This is a genomic window from Xanthobacter sp. NM-59 (assembly GCF_021401125.1).
GTDB lineage: Bacteria > Pseudomonadota > Alphaproteobacteria > Rhizobiales > Xanthobacteraceae > Xanthobacter.
The window spans coordinates 131,719-148,843 of sequence record NZ_JACBFQ010000003.1 but is presented as its reverse complement, the minus strand read 5'-3'; the positions used below and the strand labels follow the sequence as shown (position 1 = coordinate 148,843).

The following is a 17,125-nucleotide window of genomic DNA, read 5'->3' as shown; positions in this document are numbered from 1 at the left end:
GGCCCGAGATGAGAGGCCCATGAGCAAAGGCTCATGACTCACGTTCAGGGGCCTTTGGCATCAGGCTGTCCGGCGGATGGCGTCGGCCACGCGGTCGGCGATCTCCGCGATCTGCTCCTTCTCAATGATGAGGGGCGGGGAGATGGCCAGCACGTCGCCGGTGGCGCGGATGAGCACGCCCTTCTCGAAGCAATCCAGGAAAACCTCATAGGCGCGCGCGCCGGGCGCGCCGGGTCGAGGCTCCAGCTCGATGCCGGCGACCAGGCCGATATTGCGGATGTCGATGACGTGGGGCAGGCCCTTCAGGGCGCGCATGGTCTCCTGCCAGGTCTCGGACAGCTCACCGCCGCGGGTCAGCAGCTTTTCCTCGGCATAGACCTCCAGCGTGGCGATGCCGGCGGCGCAGGCCACCGGATGGCCGGAATAGGTATAGCCGTGGAACAGCTCGATGGCGTTTTCCGGCCCGGTCATCAGCGCATCGTGCACGCCGCGCTTCACGAACACGGCGCCCATGGGAATGGTGCCGTTGGTGATGCCCTTGGCGGTGGTGACGATGTCGGGCGTGACACCGAAATAATCGGTGGCAAAAGGCGCGCCCACGCGGCCGAAGCCGGTGATGACCTCATCGAAAATAAGCAGGATGCCGTGCCGGGTGGCGATCTCGCGCAGCCGCTCCAGATAGCCCTTGGCGGGCAGGATCACGCCGGCCGAACCGGACATGGGCTCCACGATGACGGCGGCGATGGTCTCCGCGCCATGCAGCGCCACCAGGCGCTCAAGGTCATCCGCCAGCTCAGCGCCGTGCTCGGGCAGCCCCTTGGTGAAGGCGTTGCGGGAGACGTCGAGGGTGTGGCGCATGTGGTCCGCGGGGATCTGCGGGAACATGCGGCGGTTGTTCACCAGCCCGCCCACCGAGATGCCGCCGAAGCCGACGCCGTGATAGGCCTTCTCGCGGCCGATGATGCGGGTGCGGGTGCCCTGGCCGATGGCGCGCTGATAAGCGATGGCGATCTTCAGCGCCGTTTCCACCGATTCGGATCCGGAGCCGGTGAAGAACACGCGGTCCATCTGCGCGTCCGGCCCGCCGGGCGCGATGGCGGCCAGCTTTTCCGCGAATTCGAAGGCGATGGGGTGGCCCATATTGAAGCAGGGCGCGTAATCCATAACGGACAGCTGGCGCTCCACCGCCTCGGCGATGCGGCGGCGGCCGTGGCCGGCATTCACGCACCACAGGCCGGCGGTGCCGTCCAGCATGCGGCGGCCGTCATCGGTGGTGTAGTACATGCCCTCAGCCGCCGCGAGCAGGCGCGGTGCCGCCTTGAACTGCCGATTGGCGGTGAACGGCATCCAGTAATTCGAGAGGCTCGGCGTGTTGGGCTTGCCGGTGGTCATGATGATCCCCTGGTTCGAGGTGGAGCAGGCAGACCACGCCGCAAAACGCGCAACAAGTCCTTTTTTCAAAATAAATAACCCATTGAAAATACGAGGCCCAGGTGTAGCCTGTTGCGCATCACGCAACGACTGCAACAGCCGGTGGGGGACTTGGCCGTGGCGGAGGATCTGGGCGGGCGGCTGCGTTATGTGCGCGAGCTTCACAAGCTCTCGCAGCGGGAGCTCGCCAAACGGGTGGGGGTGGCCAATTCCACCATCTCCCTCATCGAAGCGAACAAGAGCAATCCCTCCGTCGGCGCCTTGAAGCGCATCCTCGACGGCATTCCCATCAGCCTGGCGGACTTCTTCGCCATCGTGCCCGCGCCGCCGAAAAAGGCGTTCTACCGGGCGGACGAACTGGTGGAGATCGGCAAGGGGCCCATCTCCTTCCGCCTGGTGGGGGAGAGCCTGTTCGGCCGCAGCCTTCAAATATTGAAGGAGTGCTACCAGCCCGGCGCCGATACCGGGGTGATTCCCCTGGAGCATGACGGCGAGGAGGGGGGCATCGTTCTCAGCGGACGGCTGGAAGTGACGGTGGGAGCGGAGCGCCGCATCCTGGGGCCCGGCGACGGCTATTATTTCGAAAGTCGCCGGCCGCACCGCTTCCGCTGCGTGGGCCCGGTGCCGTGCGAAGTGGTCAGTGCCTGCACGCCGCCGACCTTCTGAGCCGCGCCTCTCCCGAAGCCGGCGAACAACCTGTGTTTGAAGCGCTATTTAAACTGCAAGCATCGCGTCGAGGCAAGCCGTCCCGATGACGCAGCTTAAAATGGTGTTAAGTGGTTGACGAATCCGAGAGGTATCACCCATTCTCCCGGTACGATCTGGGAGTCTTGTCATCCGTCCGGGGCCCTTTTGGGTCACCGGCGGGTACGCCGTCGCGCAAGGGGGGGGCTTGTGATGGTGAACGACCTTGTCGTGGATTTGTCGCGGATTCAGTTCGCGGCCACGGCGCTCTACCACTTCCTCTTTGTGCCACTGACCTTGGGCCTCACCGTGCTGCTCGCGGTGATGGAAACGATCTACGTGACCACCGGTCGCGAGATCTACAAGTCGATGGCGCAGTTCTGGACCAAGCTGCTGCTCATCAACTTCGCGCTCGGCGTGGCCACTGGCCTCACCATGGAGTTCGAGTTCGGCACCAACTGGTCCTTCTATTCCAGCTTCGTCGGCGACACCTTCGGTGCCCCGCTGGCCATTGAGGGCCTGATGGCCTTCTTCCTGGAATCCACCTTCATCGGCCTGATGGTGTTCGGCTGGGACCGCATGTCGAAGGGGCAGCACCTGTTCGTCACCTACCTGGTGGCGCTGGGCTCCAACCTCTCGGCGCTGTGGATCCTGGTGGCCAACAGCTTCATGCAGCATCCGGCCGGTGCCAGCTTCAATCCGGTGACCATGCGCATGGAGCTCGACAGCTTCGGCGCCCTGTTCTTCAATCCGGACGCCCAGGCCAAGTTCGTGCACACGGTGCTCGCCGGCTACATCACCGCCGCGGTCTTCGTGTGCGGTGTCAGTGCCTGGTACATGCTGCGCGGTCGGCACCTGGAGTTCGCCAGGCGCTCCTTCCGCGTCGGCGCCATTTTCGGCCTGCTGGGCGCTCCCGGCGTCATCACCCTGGGTGACGCGCTCGGCTATGTGGGTGCCCACGTGCAGCCCACCAAGCTGGTGGCGATGGAAGCCCTGTGGACGGCCGACAAGCCGCCCATGCCGCTGACCCTCATCGCCTTCCCCGACCAGGAACAGCAGCGCAACCTGTTCCCGGTGGAGATTCCGGCGATGCTGTCGCTGCTGGTCACCCATTCGTTGAGCGGAACCCTGCCGGCCGCGGACCAGCTCGAAGCCCAGGCCATGGATCGCATCCGCAATGGCATCCCCGCCGTGAAGGCGATGGAGACGTTGAGCGCGAATCCCAACGACGCCGCGGCCCTGGCGCAGTTCCAGGCCCATGCGAAGGATGTGGGCTACGGCTTCCTTGTGCAGCGTTATGCGGCCGACGGCGATGTGATGAAGGCCACCGACGCCGACATTGCCCGTGCCGCGCGCGACACCATTCCCGAAGTGTGGCTGGTGTTCTGGTCGTTCCGCGTGATGGTGGGCATCGCCTTCCTGCTGCTGGCCTACATGGTCCTCGCGGCGCTGATGTCTCTGACCAACAAGGTGCAGACCCAGCGCTGGTTCCAGTGGATCGCGGTGCTGATGATCCCGGTCCCGTACATCGCCTGCGAGTTCGGCTGGGTGGTGGCGGAGGTGGGGCGCCAGCCCTGGACCGTGTATGAGCTGCTGCCCACCTGGCTGTCGGCCTCGACCCATAGCGTCGGCTACATGGTCTTCTCGCTGACGGGCTTCGTGCTGCTCTACACGATCTTCGCGATCGTCGAGATCTTCCTGATGGTGCACTTCATCCGCAAGGGCCCCGAGGAGCCCGGGCATGTGGGTGCGGTTCGGCTGGCGGGGGCCTACTGAGATGGAAGGCTTTGCTTTCGAGGCGTATGCCGTTCTCAAGGTGCTGTGGTGGGTGCTGCTGGGCGTCCTGCTCACCGGCATCGGTGCCATGGTCGGCATGGACATGGGCGTGGGCACGCTGCTGCGCTATGTGGGCCGCACTGATGCCGAACGGCGCGTGGCGCTGAACATCATCGGCCCCCACTGGGACGGCAACCAGGTGTGGTTCATCCTCGGCGGCGGCGCCATCTTCGCCGCCTGGCCGCTGGTGTATGCCACCGCCTTCTCGGGCTTCTACATCGTCATGCTCGTGCTCCTGTGGAGCATGATCGTGCGGCCTCTCGGCTTCGAGTATCGCAGCAAGATGCCGTCCGAGCGCTGGCGCGCGGTGTGGGATGCCACGCTCTTCATCAGCGGCTTCGTGCCCATGCTGGTGTTCGGCGCCGCCATCGGCAACGTGCTGCAGGGTGTTCCATTCCACTTCGACTGGCGGCTCACCTCCTACTATACGGGCAGCTTCATCTCTCTCTTCAACCCGTTCGCCATCCTGTGCGGGCTGATGTCGGTGTCGCTGGCCATCTATATGGGCGGCAGCTGCCTGGCGAGCGGCTCAACCGACCCGGTCTCGGCGCGGGCCCGCAAGGCCGCGATCACCTTCGGCATCGTGGCGCTGGTGGTCTTCTCCGTCGCTGGCCTGTGGTTCTCGACCATGAGCGGCTACGAGCTGGTGTCGGGTCCGGCGCCGGAAGCGGCGCAGACGCCTCTCCACCAGCAGGTGGCCTATGTGCCCGGCGCGGCGCTGGCCAACTATTTCCGCCATCCGGTGCTGTGGGTGTTCCCGGGTCTCGCTTATGCCGCGATCATCGTGGGCGTGCTCGCTCACCTCGGTCGCCGGCCCCTGGTGGGCTGGTGGTTCGGCGTGCTGGCCTGGATCGGCGTCATGGGCACGGTGGGAGCGGCCATGTTCCCCTTCCTGATGCCGTCGATCTCGAACCCGTCGCATAGCCTCAGCATCTGGAACTCGGGTTCGAGCCTGCGGACGCTGTCGTGGATGCTGGGCTTCACGCTAATCTTCATGCCGCTCATCATCTGGTACACCAGCTGGGCGTTCTGGGTGATGCGTGGCAAAATCGATCCGAAGCAGATCGAAGCCTCCGACCACGCGCTCTGAGGAGACCAACCATGCTCCTGAATTACATCATCGCCCTGGTGGTCGCGGGTCTTGCCGTCCTACTGGGGATCATCATCGGTGATTATGGGCCCTGGTACATGTGCTGGTTTCTCGGCACGGGCTTCATGATCCTCGTCGCCTCTTCCGCCGGCGTGCTGTTCGAGGCGCAGGAAGATGCGGCCAATGCCTCCGCCGAGGGGGATGTGGTGGGCGTCGTGGCGGGCAACGCCCCCACACGTCCGGTTGGCGGAACCCACGCCTGAACACCGCGGATCTCCCTTCCTCGGTCTCGCAGGACGCCTTGTCGGGCGCGGCCTCCGCCGCCGCGCCCCAAAACGCCGACGCCATGGCCGACACTTCGAACCCGCCCCATCGGCCGAGCCGGGTGGTCGAGCGGTGGCTGCGTGGGCAGGCACAGGCTGCCGCCGGCCGCTCGATCCGCCGGGCGGCTGTGCTCGGTGCGCTCGCGGCGGCGCTGGTGGTGCCGCAGGCGTGGCTGCTGGCGCACGCGATCACGCCTGTCGTCATGGCGGGTGCCGGTTTCGCATCGGTCTTGCCGTGGCTGTTGCCCATTCCGGTGATTTTGCTTCTGCGCTTCTTCCTCGCCTCCACCGCAGATCGCGGCGCCCTCGGGGCCGCCGCGCGGCTGAAGGCCCAGGTTCGCGCCGACCTGCTGCGGCACCTTCAAGCCCTCGGTCCCGCCCGCCTTTCCGGGCGGGCGTCGGGTGAGGCGGCCACTTTGGTGGTGGAGGGGGTGGATGCGCTTGAGCCCTACGTGGCCCGCTTCCTCGCCCACGCCGGCATCCTGGCGGCGCTGCCACTGATCATCCTCGCTGTGGTGCTCCCGAGCGACTGGATTTCGGGCGTTGTGCTGCTGGTGACGGCGCCGGTCATTCCCCTGTTCATGGTGCTGCTGGGTCTTGGCGCGGAGCATGCGAGCCGTAAGCAATGGCGGCGCCTCACCCGGCTGTCTGCCCAGCTGCTCGATGGCCTGCAAAGACTGACGACCCTGAAAGCGCTCAATGCCAGCGGGCGCGAGGCGGAGCGTCTTGCGCAGGCTTCGGAGGATTATCGTGTCAGCACCATGGCGGTGCTGCGGATCGCGTTCCTGTCGTCGCTGGCTCTGGAATTCTTCGCAACTGTGGCCATTGCCCTGGTTGCGGTGCTGATCGGCTTTCGGCTGCTGGACGGGGATCTGGGCTTCGAGGCGGGTTTCTTCGTGCTGCTGTTGGCGCCTGAATTCTACGCGCCGCTCCGCCAGCTCGGCGTGGACTATCATGCCCGCATGGAAGCCCTGGCGGCCGCCGAGCGGATCGTCGACATTCTGAACGAAGAGCCCGAGCCGGAAGGCACCCTGCAGCCGACTCTTGCCGCGCCGCTCACGCTCCAAATGGAAGACGTCTCCTTCGCCTGGGAGCCCGGGCGGCCGGCGGTCGAGAACGTCTCGCTGCGCCTGGAGCCGGGCGAGATCACCGCCCTTGTGGGGCCAAGTGGGGCGGGCAAAAGCACGCTTCTGGCGTTGCTGCTCGGCTTTATCCGCCCGCAGGCCGGGCGCGTGAGCGCCGCGGGCTACGACCTTTCCGCCATAGAGCCGGAATACTGGATGCGCCATGTGGCCCTGGTGCCCCAGCGGCCGCATATGTTCGCAGGCACCGTGCTCGACAATATCCGGCTCGGCGACCCTGCCATTACGGCGGAGGCCGCGCGCGCGGCTGCGGGCCTGGCGGCGGCGGACGGCTTCATCACCGCCTTGCCCCAGGGCTACGACACGCCATTGGGCGAGCATGGGCAGACCCTCTCTGGCGGGCAGGTGCAGCGCATCGCTCTTGCGCGTGCCTTCTTGAAGGCGGATGCGCCGTTGGCCGTGCTGGACGAAGGCACCGCGGGCCTGGACCGCGAGACCGAGGCCGTCGTCACCGAGGCCATTCGCCGTCTCGCGCCCAACCGGACGAGCTTGGTGATCGCCCACCGGCTGGCCACGGTCCAACTCGCGGATCGCGTGATCTTCATGGATGGCGGGAAGATCGTGGAGCAGGGCCGGCGCGAGGCGCTGGAGGCGGATGGCCACCGCTTCGCTCAGCTGTTGCGGGATGCGGGGTTGCAGCCATGAGCGCGGATGTGGCGATCATGCGCCGGCTCATCGGCCTCGCGCGGCCCTATCGTGGCTGGATGGTGCTTGCAGGCGTGGTGGCCAGCATCACCGTGCTGGCCAGTATCGGTCTCATGACCGTCGCCGGGTGGTTCATCGCGTCCATGGCCATTGCCGGGGTGAGCACCGGCATCATGAATTATTTCCTGCCGTCGGCGGGGATCCGGTTATTCGCCATCCTGCGAACCGGCGGGCGCTATGGCGAACGGCTGCTGAGCCACGAGGCGACCTTCCGGCTGCTGGCGGGCTTGCGATTGTGGCTGTTCCAGCGGCTGGAGCCGCTGGCGCCGGCCGAGCTGATGGACAAGCGGGGCGCCGACCTCGCCACCGGCCTTCAGGCGGATGTGGACACGCTGCAGCATGCCTATCTGCGCCTTGGCGCGCCGATCGCGGTGGCGGTGGCGTGCTGTGTGGTCGTGGTGGCGGTGCTGCTGGCGCTGCATCCCGCGACCGGCCTTGTGGTGGGGGTGCTTCTGGTCTGCGCCGGCGCGGTGGGGCCCGCCCTCGCGCGGCGCGCGGCGGCGGCGCCCGGGGCGGACGCGGTGGCGTTGCGCGCGCAGTTGCGCGTGGCGGTGGTGGATGCGCTGCAGGGCGCCACGGATTTGCGGGCCGCGGGCGCGGTAGAGCGACAGCTGGCGGCGATTTCGGCCCAGAGCGAGGCGCTGGTGGAGGCGCAGCGCCGCGCCTCCATTTCCGGCACATGGGCGGAAGCGGCAGTGGGGCTGTGCGCGGGCTTTGCGCTTTGGGCGGCGGCATTGCTGTCCGCGGCGAGTGTCGCGGCCTCGGGACTGGCGCCGGCCATGGTGCCGGCGCTGACCCTGGCGGCCCTCGCGAGCTTCGAGGCGGTGGCCCCGCTTCCGGCGGCCATGCAGCGGTGGGGCGAGGTGATGGCCGCCGCGCGCCGGCTGTTCGATCTTGCGGACCGCACCCCCGCCATCGTCGCCGGCCCGGAGCCTTCGCCGGTTCCGCAGGATGGCGGCCTGGATTTCTCGACGGTTCGCCTGCGCTATGGCGCCGACGCGCCGCTGGCGCTCGATGGGCTCGACCTCACCATCCCCAGCGGCCGCCATGTGGCCCTTCTCGGGCCGAGCGGCGCGGGCAAGAGCTCCGTCGGCCGGCTGCTGCTGCGGTTCTTCGAGTATGAGGGTGAGATCCGGCTGGGCGGCCATGATCTGAGGCGCTACCAGCCTGAGGATCTGCGCCGGCTGGTGGGTGTCGCGGCCCAGGATGCGCAGCTTTTCAACGGCACCATCCGCGACAATCTGCTGATCGCCGCGCCGGACGCGGACGAGGGGGCCATGGGGCGCGCGCTGGAGCAGGCGCAGCTTGCCGCTTTCGTGACGGAGCTGCCGGCCGGGCTCGACACCTGGATCGGCGAGGGCGGCGCGCGGCTGTCGGCGGGGCAGGCACGCCGGCTCGTGGTCGCGCGCGCATTGCTTCGGGCACCGCTGATCCTGGTGCTTGACGAGCCCACCGAAAATCTCGATGCCACCACCTCGCGCCGCCTGCTCGCTTCGCTGGCCCAGGCCACGGCCGGGCGAACGGTGATCCTCATCACTCACGATCCGGTTGCGGCATCCGAGTTCGCGGACGAGATCGTGCGGATCGAGGCGGGGCGGCGCGTGGCGTGAACGCGCCTGCAGGCTGAGATCACGCCGTTCTGAATGCTGGCCTGCAACGCCGCCGGTGGGCGGGAGCCCGAGCTTGCCCTTTCCCCCGCGAGCTACATGGCCTATGGCCCGCGCCAACGTGTCCCGAGATTCCAGCCCATGATTCGCCTCGACAATATCGGCAAGCAAAACGGAAAGCAGATCGTCTTCATCGAGGCCTCGGCCGCGCTCCTGAAGGGCGAGAAGGTGGGGCTGGTGGGCCCCAACGGCGCCGGCAAGACCACCTTGTTCCGCATGATCACCGGCCAGGAGCCGCCCGACGAGGGGCAGGTCTCCGTGGATCGGGGCGTGACGATCGGGTATTTCAGCCAGGATGTGGGCGAGATGGGCGGCCGCAGCGCCCTCGCCGAGGTGATGGACGGCGCGGGCCCGGTGAGCGCCGTCGCTGCCGAATTGAAGGAGATCGAGGCGGGCCTCGGCGATCCGGACCGCGCCGATGAGATGGAGGCGCTGGTCGAGCGCTATGGCGAGGTGCAGGCCCGCTTCGAGGAGCTGGGCGGCTACGCGCTGGAAGGGCGCGCGGCCGAAGTGCTCGCGGGCCTCGGTTTCAGCCAGGAGATGATGGACGGCGATGTGGGCCGGCTTTCGGGCGGCTGGAAGATGCGCGTGGCGCTGGCCCGCATCCTGCTCATGCGCCCGGATGTGATGCTGCTCGACGAGCCCTCGAACCATCTCGACATTGAAAGCCTGATCTGGCTCGAAGCCTTCCTGAAGGGCTTTGACGGCGCGCTGATGATGACCTCCCATGACCGCGCCTTCATGAACCGCATCGTCAACAAGGTGGTGGAGATCGATGGGGGCGTGCTGAACAGTTATTCGGGCGATTATGAGTTCTATGCCCAGCAGCGCGCCATGAACGAGAAGCAGCAGCAGGCGCAGTATGAGCGCCAGCAGGCAATGCTGGCCAAGGAGATCCAGTTCATCGAGCGCTTCAAGGCCCGCGCCTCCCATGCCGCCCAGGTGCAGAGCCGGGTGAAGAAGCTGGAGAAGATCGACCGGGTGGAGCCGCCGCGCCGGCGCGAAAGCGTGGCGTTCGAGTTCGCCGCCCCGCCGCGCTCGGGCGAGGACGTGGCCAGCCTGAAGGGCGTGCACAAGAGCTATGGCAGCCGGGTCATCTATGAGGGGCTCGATTTCTCCATCCGCCGCAAGGAACGCTGGTGCGTGATGGGTGTGAACGGGGCCGGAAAATCGACCCTTCTGAAGCTGGTGGCGGGCGCTGCCGAGCCCGATCAGGGCAGTGTCGCCATCGGCGGCAGCGTGAAGATGGGCTACTTCGCCCAGCATGCCATGGATCTCCTGGACGGCGAGCGCACTGTGTTCGAGACCCTGGAAGACGCCTTTCCCCAGGCCGGGCAGGGGGCGCTGCGCACGCTCGCGGGCTGCTTCGGCTTTTCCGGGGACGATGCGGAAAAGCGCTGCCGGGTGCTCTCCGGTGGTGAAAAGGCGCGGCTCGTGATGGCCAAGATGCTGTTCGACCCGCCCAACTTCCTGGTTCTGGACGAGCCCACCAACCATCTCGACATGGCCACCAAGGAAATGCTGGTGGCCGCGCTGGCGGATTATGAGGGGACCATGCTGTTCGTCTCCCATGACCGCCACTTCCTGGCGGCCCTCTCCAACCGGGTGCTGGAGCTGACCCCGGACGGCATTCACAATTATCCGGGCGGCTATACGGAATACGTGGCGCGCACCGGCCAGGAGGCCCCGGGCCTCAGGAATTGAGGCGCTATAGGCTGTCGAACCACGCCTTCCACAGCGGCACCGCGGTGGCGTAGGTGCCGCGGTGGTCCGTCTGCCCGGTGGAGAGGGCCTCCACCCTCGTGTTACCGCGACCCATGGCGCGCTGATAGGTCATCACCAGCTGTCCAAGCCCGGGCGAGATGATCTCGTCGGCTTCGCCATAATAGTTGCGCACCGGGCTTTGGATGACCCAACGATAGGCGTGGGCCTTGTCTTTCAGCAGGCGCCCATAGGCGGAGGCCGCAAACACCTCAGGCTTGAAGTATTCCGGCTGGATCAGCGTGTGCAGATCGGTTGGGATCTGCGCCTCTTCGTAAGGCTCGCGCTCGTAGATCTTGCGGGCGATGTCGTAGCTGTCTGCGGTGAACAAGGCGTGGGCAAGGCCGGGAATGCCGTAATAGTGCTCGTAGGAAAAGGCGGTGAGGATGAATAAAGTGGGCACCCAGCTCGCGTCATTCTTGCGCGGAAAGTTCAAAAAGCCGTTCAGCCCCAGGAAGATGTCCGGTGGGGCGCTGGCGGTGGCCGCACCGGCGACGGGCACCCCGGCGCTCTCCAGCTTCTCCAGCAACGCCATGGTCACGAACCCGCCCTGCGACCAGCCGCCAAGAACCAGCTTGGTCGTGGAGATCTTCAGGTGCGCCAGTACGGCGCGGGCGGCCATCAGCATGTCGAAGGTGGCCTGCTGCTGGCTCTCCTTCACCAGATAGCCCTCTGGCTCCTTGCTGGCCCCCATTCCGAAATAGTCTGCCCCAATAACCACATAGCCCTGGCCGGCGAACTGGGCGAGGGCAAGGCGGGTTTCCACCGACTGGTCAGGGAAGGAGGGTACCTGCTCTTTCCCATACACGGTGCCGTGCTGGTAGGAGAGCATGGGAAAGCTGGTCGCGGCGGTGTCGGGAATGGCGAGGAGGCCGCTCGCGACGATGGGCGCGTTGCCGCGCTCGGGCACCACCGATGTGTAGGAGACGCGATAGAGCCGCACCGCGTTGCGCGCCGGTGAGGTGGACACCTCCACGCCGAACTGTTGCGGGGCCTCTTGGATGAGGATCTGGTTCAGCCGGTCCGCGTCCCAGCGGCCGATGAGCTGGTAGCTGACGCCGGATGTCACCTCGGTGGGCGGCGGTACAGCTGCTGCCAGGGTTTCCGCACCCCGGCCGGTGCTGGGGGCCAGCGTTGCCAGGGCTCCGAAAGCCAGGGCGGCGGCCGTGCACAATGTTCGCAACAGTGACATGAAACCTCCCGGGGCCCCCACATTTCTGTCTGATACCAGAGCGCGGTGGGGGTGGCACGCCCGGTTGCCGGTCTCCTCTCGGGGACTTTCCTTGCCAGAAATCGGGATGTCACTCCGGGCGGGGGCCGTTCTGAACCCGGCCCTTCAGCGCCCCGCACTGGCAGGGGGAGCCTTCCTCCAGCGGTGCCATGCCTGGGTGTGGCGGGGGCGGAATGGGGCAGGGCTTGGCCGCTGCCTGGCCCGATACGGCCACCGGAACGCATAGGGGCCGGGGGTGAAAATCGGGCCCGGGGCCCGCCCCCGGCTGAGCCAGCGCGGCGCCGGCCGCAAGGCACGCGCCGCCGAGGATAAGGAAGCGAAGCATCGGGTCAGCCTTTCCTGGAAGTCAGCCGGATATGCCTTCGTGGGCCGTCGCCGGGCGCCGTGAGAGGGCGTGTCGGTCGCCGGTGGTCAGCATAGCTGGCGCTGGGGAAAGCTGAAGAGCGGCTTTTGCGAAATAACGTAACTGGTGTTTCCTAACATTTCCGCCGCTCATGCTTTTCAAAATCAAGTAATATCCCATGCAGCGGGGCTGGTGGCTGCTGCGGTCGACGGCGGGGCGCCCGCGCGCGATGTCATCGCCGTGACGCGTTGCAGGGCGGGACGACGCGCGGGGCATTGGCAACGGTCCCGCGCACGAAAATGGGCCGATTGCACGCGGGTGTGCCATTTCCTGTGGCGAGAGGTAGGTGCGTCCATTAAGAGCTGTGACTTGGCTGGCATGTCAGGGCCGGCTAGGTCTTGGGCGGAGACCTCTCGTTTGACGGTGCAGCGGGACGGAGCTCGACGACATGAAGCGGGGGCATGGATTTGCGCGCACGGCTGGCGCCGGCGTGTTGGCGGCCGCGGCTGCGCTGCTGCTGGGCGGATGCAATGAGAAAAACGCCTATGAGGCGCCGCCCGCCGCGAAGGTGACTGTCGCCTCGCCGGTGCAGATGCCGGTGACGCTCTATTCCGAATTCACCGGCAACACGGTGGCGGTGAAGGCGGTGGACCTTGAGGCACGGGTGGAAGGCTTCCTGACCGCCATCGATTATCGCGACGGGGCGGTGGTCAAGAAAGACGCCGTGCTGTTCGAGATCGAAAAGGCGGAGTACGCGGCCAAGGTTGACCTGCAAAAGGCGGCGCTCGACAGCGCCCGCGCCACGCAGGCCAACGCCCAGCGCGAGTATGACCGCCAGGCGGCGCTCGGCGAGCGCGAGGTTTCCAGCGCCCGCACCGTCGATGTGGCGAAGACCGCGCTCGACACCGCCACGGCGCAGGTGGCCTCCGCCGAGGCCAGTCTGCAGCTGGCCGAGACCTCCTATGCCTACACCACGGTGCGCGCGCCCTTCGAGGGCGTGGTGACGCGGCATCTGGTGGATGTGGGCGCATTGGTGGGCGGGACGGGGGCGACGAAGCTCGCCACCATTCTCCAGGTCGATCCCATCGACGTCTATTTCAACATCTCCGAGCAGCAGCAGCATGACCTGCTCGCCGACCTCGCCAGATCGGGCAAGAGCGCCCAGGGGATCCTGAAGGCGGAAGATGCGCTTCCGGTGGAAGTGGCCCTGCAGCCGGACCTCGCCTTCCAGTATAAGGGGCGGATTGATTATATCGCGCCGCGGATCGATGCCACCACCGGCACGCTGGAGGTGCGGGCCTCCCTGGAAAATCCTCAGCTGAGGCTCACGCCCGGCCTGTTCGTTCGCGTCCGGGTGGCGACCGGCACCATTGAAAATGCCCTGCTGGTCAATGACACCGCCGTTCTGTCCAACCAGGTGGGCAGCTATGTGATGGTGGTGGGCAAGGACAATGTGGTGCAGCAGCGCCAGGTCACCACTGGCCCGGTGGAAGGCCAGCTGCGCGTCATCACGAAGGGGCTGAAGGCCGATGACAAGGTGGTCATCGGCTCCATCCAGCGCGCCGTGGCCGGCAACACGGTGAACCCGGTGGCCGGCGCCATGGCCGCGCCGCCGGAAGGCCCCAAGCCCGCGCCCGCGGCGCTGACCGGTGCCGATGGCGGCCCCGGCGCCAAGACGAGCCCGGCCACCAAGACCACCCCCTGACATAACCGGCAATTTGGAAGGCGAAGCCATGTTCTCGCGCTTCTTCATCGAACGGCCGGTGCTGTCCAACACCCTGGCTTTTCTTATTGTTCTTCTGGGCGCTCTCTCCCTCATGAGCTTGCCCGTATCGCAATATCCCAACGTGGTGCCGCCCACGGTCTCGGTGACGGCGAGCTATCCGGGCGCCAGCGCCCGCACGGTGATGGACACCGTGGCCCTGCCGATCGAGCAGCAGGTGAATGGGGTGGAAGGCATGATCTACATGCAGTCCACCAGCGCTTCCGACGGCACCTATTCCCTGGTGGTCACCTTCGAGATCGGCACCGATCCGGACATGGCGCAGGTGCTGGTGCAGAACCGAGTTTCGCTGGCCACGGCGCAATTGCCCTCTGCCGTCTCCACCCAGGGGCTGACGGTCAGGAAGAAGTCGACTTCCATCCTTCAGTTCGTGAATCTTTATTCTTCGGATGGGCGCTTCGATAATCTCTTCCTCTCCAATTACGCCACCATCAGCCTGCAGAATGAGCTGGCGCGCCTGCCGGGCGTGGGGGATGTGACGGTGATGGGCGCGGGCGACTATGCCATGCGCATCTGGCTTGATCCCGACCGGCTGCAGAGCTTCGGGCTGACGCCGTCCGACGTGGTCACCGCCATCTCGCAGCAGAGCACGGAGGTGACCGCCGGCCTCGTGGGGGCGCCGCCCACGCCGGCCATGGTGAATTTCCAATATGTGTTGAACGTCACCGGCCGCTTCAGCGAGGCTAAGGACTTCGAGACCATCGTCGTCAAGGCCGCGAGCGGCAATGGCGGGCGCATCGTGCGGGTGGGCGACGTGGGGCGCGTGGAGCTGGGCTCGGCGGCCTACGGCCACACCGCGACGCTGAACGGTATGCCCTCCGCCGCCATCGCCATCTCGCAGCTCACCGGGGCCAATGCGCTCACGGTGGCGGAGGCGGTGAACGCCAAGATGAAGGAGCTCTCGAAGACCTTCCCGCAGGGGCTCGACTACAAGGTGTCCTTCGACAGCACCAAGTTCGTCATCGCCTCCATCGACGAAGTCTACGAGACCCTCATCATCGCCGCGGTGCTGGTGCTGCTGGTGATCCTTATCTTCCTGCAGGACTGGCGGGCCATGCTGGTGCCGGCCACCACCGTGCCGGTGACCATCATCGGCGCCTTCGCCGCCATGGCGCTCATGGGCTACACGGTGAACACCACCAGCCTGTTCGCCTTGGTGCTCGCCATCGGCATCGTGGTCGATGATGCCATCGTCATCGTGGAAGGTGTGGCGCGCCATATGGATGACGGCCTGTCCAGCCATGAGGCGGCGGTGAAGGCCATGGGCGAGCTCACCGGGCCCATCATCGGCATCACTCTGGTGCTGATGGCGGTGTTCCTGCCGGCGGCGACGCTGTCGGGGCTCACCGGCAAGATGTATCAGCAGTTCGCCCTCGTCATCGCCGCCACCGCGCTTATCTCCGCGGTGAATGCGGTGACGCTGAAGCCTACCCAATGCGCCCTGTGGCTGCGCAAGTCCGTGCCGCCGGAGGAGCGCAATATCGTCTACCGCGCTTTCAACGCCGTCTATGGGCGCTGCGAAGCCGCTTATACGGCGCTGGTGCGCCAGCTGGTGGCCTTCGCGCTGCCCACCACGCTGGTGGGGCTCGCCTTGATCGGCATCGCCTTTTACGGGCTCTCGCGGGTGCCCACGGGCTTCCTGCCGGAAGAGGACCAGGGCTATTTCATCGTCAATCTCAGCCTGCCCGATGCCGCCTCCTCGGCGCGCACCGACGCGGCGGTGACCGCGGCCGTGAAGCTGGTGGAAAAGGTGCCGGGTGTGGAGACGGTCATCGGCGTGTCCGGCATTTCGCCGCTGGACAACAATGCCACGCTCTACAATGCCGGCATGCTCTATGTGGTGCTGAAGGATTGGGACCAGCGCAAGACGGCTGATCTCAGCATCGCCAGCATTTCGGGCAAGGCCCGCGCCGCCCTCGATGGCCTGGACACGGCGGTGGCGCAGGTGATGCTGCCGCCCCCCATCCAGGGCGTGGGCAATGCCTCGGGCTTCACCATGATGGTGGAGCTGAAGGACGGCAGCTCGGACTTCGTGGCTCTGCAGAACGCCGCCCAGCAGATGGTGGAGAATGCCTCCACGCAGAGCGGCCTGTCCCACGTGGCCTCCACCTTCAACGGGCAGGTGAAGCAGTTGCGCCTGGTGGTGGACCGCGTGAAGGCCGAGGCCCTGGGCCTCACCGTGGGTCAGGTGTTCCAGGCGGTGGAATCCTATATCGGCTCCACTTACGTGAACCAGTTCACCAAGTTCAACAATGTGTTCCAGGTCTATGTGCAGGCGGATGCCCCGTTCCGGCTCCAGCCCGGCGACGTATTGAAGCTGAAGGTGAAGGGCGCGGATGGGCGGATGGTGCCCCTCGGCACCGTCGCCCGCATTGCCGACGAGGCGGGCCCGGCTCTGGTCACGCTCTACAATCTCTATCCGGCCGCGACGGTGGTGGGCAGCCCGGCGGCGGGCTTCAGTTCCGGCGAGGCCATGACCCTCATGGGCGAAGTCGCCGCGAAGTCGCTGCCGCCCTCCATGGGCACGGCCTGGACCGCCATGTCCTATCAGGAACAGGTGGTGGGCCAGCAGATCTATTATGTGTTCGCCGTGGCTCTTCTGCTCGTCTACTTCGTGCTGGCCGGGCAATATGAAAGCTGGGTGCAGCCGCTGGCGGTGATCCTGGCCGTGCCGCTCACCTTGCTGGGTACGGTGGTGGCGCTCGATCTCACAGGGATGTCGAACGATCTCTACACGCAGATCGGCATCGTCCTGCTGATCGCGCTCGCCGCCAAGAATGCCATCCTGATCGTCGAATATGCCCGCGAGAAGCGCGCCGAGGGCCTGGAGCCCGCGGCTGCCGCGGTGGAGGCGGCGCGGCTGCGGTTCCGGCCCATCCTAATGACCTCGTTCGCCTTCATCTTCGGCATGCTGCCGCTGGTGTTCGCCTCTGGGGCCGGGGCCGGGGCGCGTGTGTCGCTGGGTGTCGCGGTGGTCAGCGGCATGCTGGCGTCCACGGGCCTTGCGGTGCTGTTCGTGCCGGCTTTCTTCACCGTGCTGGAACGGCTGCGGCCGGGGCGGAAGGCGGTGAACGCAGATGTCACCGGGCGCGGCGCGAACTGACGGGCGCGCGGCCTCTCGGGGCATCC

General features: G+C 66.6%; 11 protein-coding genes. 9 read left to right on the top strand and 2 right to left on the bottom strand.

The features are described 5' to 3' along the window. Positions 1 to 60: 60 nt before the first annotated feature. Positions 61 to 1,392: an aspartate aminotransferase family protein gene (locus tag L0966_RS08475; protein WP_234051457.1), complete on the bottom strand. Its 1,332-nt coding sequence runs from the start codon at positions 1,390 to 1,392 to the stop codon at positions 61 to 63. 156 nt (positions 1,393 to 1,548) lie between these two features. On the opposite strand from L0966_RS08475, the gene L0966_RS08470 reads away from it, so the two are divergent. From L0966_RS08470 to L0966_RS08440, 7 genes are all read left to right on the top strand, one after another. After that, a complete protein-coding gene (locus tag L0966_RS08470; RefSeq protein ID WP_234051679.1) occupies positions 1,549 to 2,097 on the top strand; it encodes a cupin domain-containing protein in 549 nt (182 codons plus the stop codon). A gap of 231 nt (positions 2,098 to 2,328) precedes the next feature. Beyond that, entirely contained in the window at positions 2,329 to 3,891 is a 1,563-nt protein-coding gene (locus L0966_RS08465) for a cytochrome ubiquinol oxidase subunit I (protein WP_234051456.1), read from the top strand. Next, complete coding sequence (gene cydB, locus L0966_RS08460) at positions 3,857 to 5,041, top strand: cytochrome d ubiquinol oxidase subunit II (RefSeq protein WP_234051455.1); 1,185 nt, start codon at positions 3,857 to 3,859, stop codon at positions 5,039 to 5,041. Before L0966_RS08465 ends, cydB begins: the two co-directional genes overlap by 35 nt. Before the next feature lie 11 nt (positions 5,042 to 5,052). After that, positions 5,053 to 5,304 carry a hypothetical protein gene (locus L0966_RS08455; protein WP_234051454.1) on the top strand — a complete coding sequence of 84 codons (252 nt, stop codon included), beginning with the start codon at positions 5,053 to 5,055 and terminating at the stop codon, positions 5,302 to 5,304. A gap of 83 nt (positions 5,305 to 5,387) precedes the next feature. Then, positions 5,388 to 7,151, top strand: a complete 1,764-nt coding sequence (gene cydD / locus L0966_RS08450) for a thiol reductant ABC exporter subunit CydD (protein WP_234051453.1) — start codon at positions 5,388 to 5,390, stop codon at positions 7,149 to 7,151. Next, positions 7,148 to 8,821, top strand: a complete 1,674-nt coding sequence (gene cydC, locus L0966_RS08445) for a thiol reductant ABC exporter subunit CydC (RefSeq protein WP_234051452.1) — start codon at positions 7,148 to 7,150, stop codon at positions 8,819 to 8,821. The genes cydD and cydC overlap by 4 nt, the downstream gene beginning before the upstream one ends. Before the next feature lie 138 nt (positions 8,822 to 8,959). Beyond that, positions 8,960 to 10,582: an ABC-F family ATP-binding cassette domain-containing protein gene (locus L0966_RS08440; protein ID WP_234051451.1), complete on the top strand. Its 1,623-nt coding sequence runs from the start codon at positions 8,960 to 8,962 to the stop codon at positions 10,580 to 10,582. Positions 10,583 to 10,586: 4 nt separating this feature from the next. Here L0966_RS08440 and L0966_RS08435 read toward each other — a convergent pair whose 3' ends face one another. Next, positions 10,587 to 11,831 (bottom strand): alpha/beta fold hydrolase, encoded by a 1,245-nt coding sequence (locus L0966_RS08435; RefSeq protein WP_234051450.1) that lies wholly within the window; start codon positions 11,829 to 11,831, stop codon positions 10,587 to 10,589. A gap of 830 nt (positions 11,832 to 12,661) precedes the next feature. On the opposite strand from L0966_RS08435, the gene L0966_RS08430 reads away from it, so the two are divergent. Beyond that, complete coding sequence (locus L0966_RS08430) at positions 12,662 to 13,918, top strand: efflux RND transporter periplasmic adaptor subunit (protein WP_234051449.1); 1,257 nt, start codon at positions 12,662 to 12,664, stop codon at positions 13,916 to 13,918. Positions 13,919 to 13,946: 28 nt separating this feature from the next. Then, positions 13,947 to 17,099, top strand: a complete 3,153-nt coding sequence (locus tag L0966_RS08425; protein WP_234051448.1) for an efflux RND transporter permease subunit — start codon at positions 13,947 to 13,949, stop codon at positions 17,097 to 17,099. Positions 17,100 to 17,125 lie beyond the last annotated feature (26 nt).

Bases quoted from the DNA above. Each gene is read 5' to 3' on its own strand.
- L0966_RS08475 (WP_234051457.1), bottom strand. From the start codon at position 1,392: ATGACCACCGGCAAGCCCAACACGCCGAGCCTCTCGAATTACTGGATG.
- L0966_RS08465 (WP_234051456.1), top strand. From the start codon at position 2,329: ATGGTGAACGACCTTGTCGTGGATTTGTCGCGGATTCAGTTCGCGGCC.
- cydB (WP_234051455.1), top strand. From the start codon at position 3,857: ATGTGGGTGCGGTTCGGCTGGCGGGGGCCTACTGAGATGGAAGGCTTT.
- L0966_RS08455 (WP_234051454.1), top strand. From the start codon at position 5,053: ATGCTCCTGAATTACATCATCGCCCTGGTGGTCGCGGGTCTTGCCGTC.
- cydD (WP_234051453.1), top strand. From the start codon at position 5,388: ATGGCCGACACTTCGAACCCGCCCCATCGGCCGAGCCGGGTGGTCGAG.
- cydC (WP_234051452.1), top strand. From the start codon at position 7,148: ATGAGCGCGGATGTGGCGATCATGCGCCGGCTCATCGGCCTCGCGCGG.
- L0966_RS08440 (WP_234051451.1), top strand. From the start codon at position 8,960: ATGATTCGCCTCGACAATATCGGCAAGCAAAACGGAAAGCAGATCGTC.
- L0966_RS08435 (WP_234051450.1), bottom strand. From the start codon at position 11,831: ATGTCACTGTTGCGAACATTGTGCACGGCCGCCGCCCTGGCTTTCGGA.
- L0966_RS08430 (WP_234051449.1), top strand. From the start codon at position 12,662: ATGAAGCGGGGGCATGGATTTGCGCGCACGGCTGGCGCCGGCGTGTTG.
- L0966_RS08425 (WP_234051448.1), top strand. From the start codon at position 13,947: ATGTTCTCGCGCTTCTTCATCGAACGGCCGGTGCTGTCCAACACCCTG.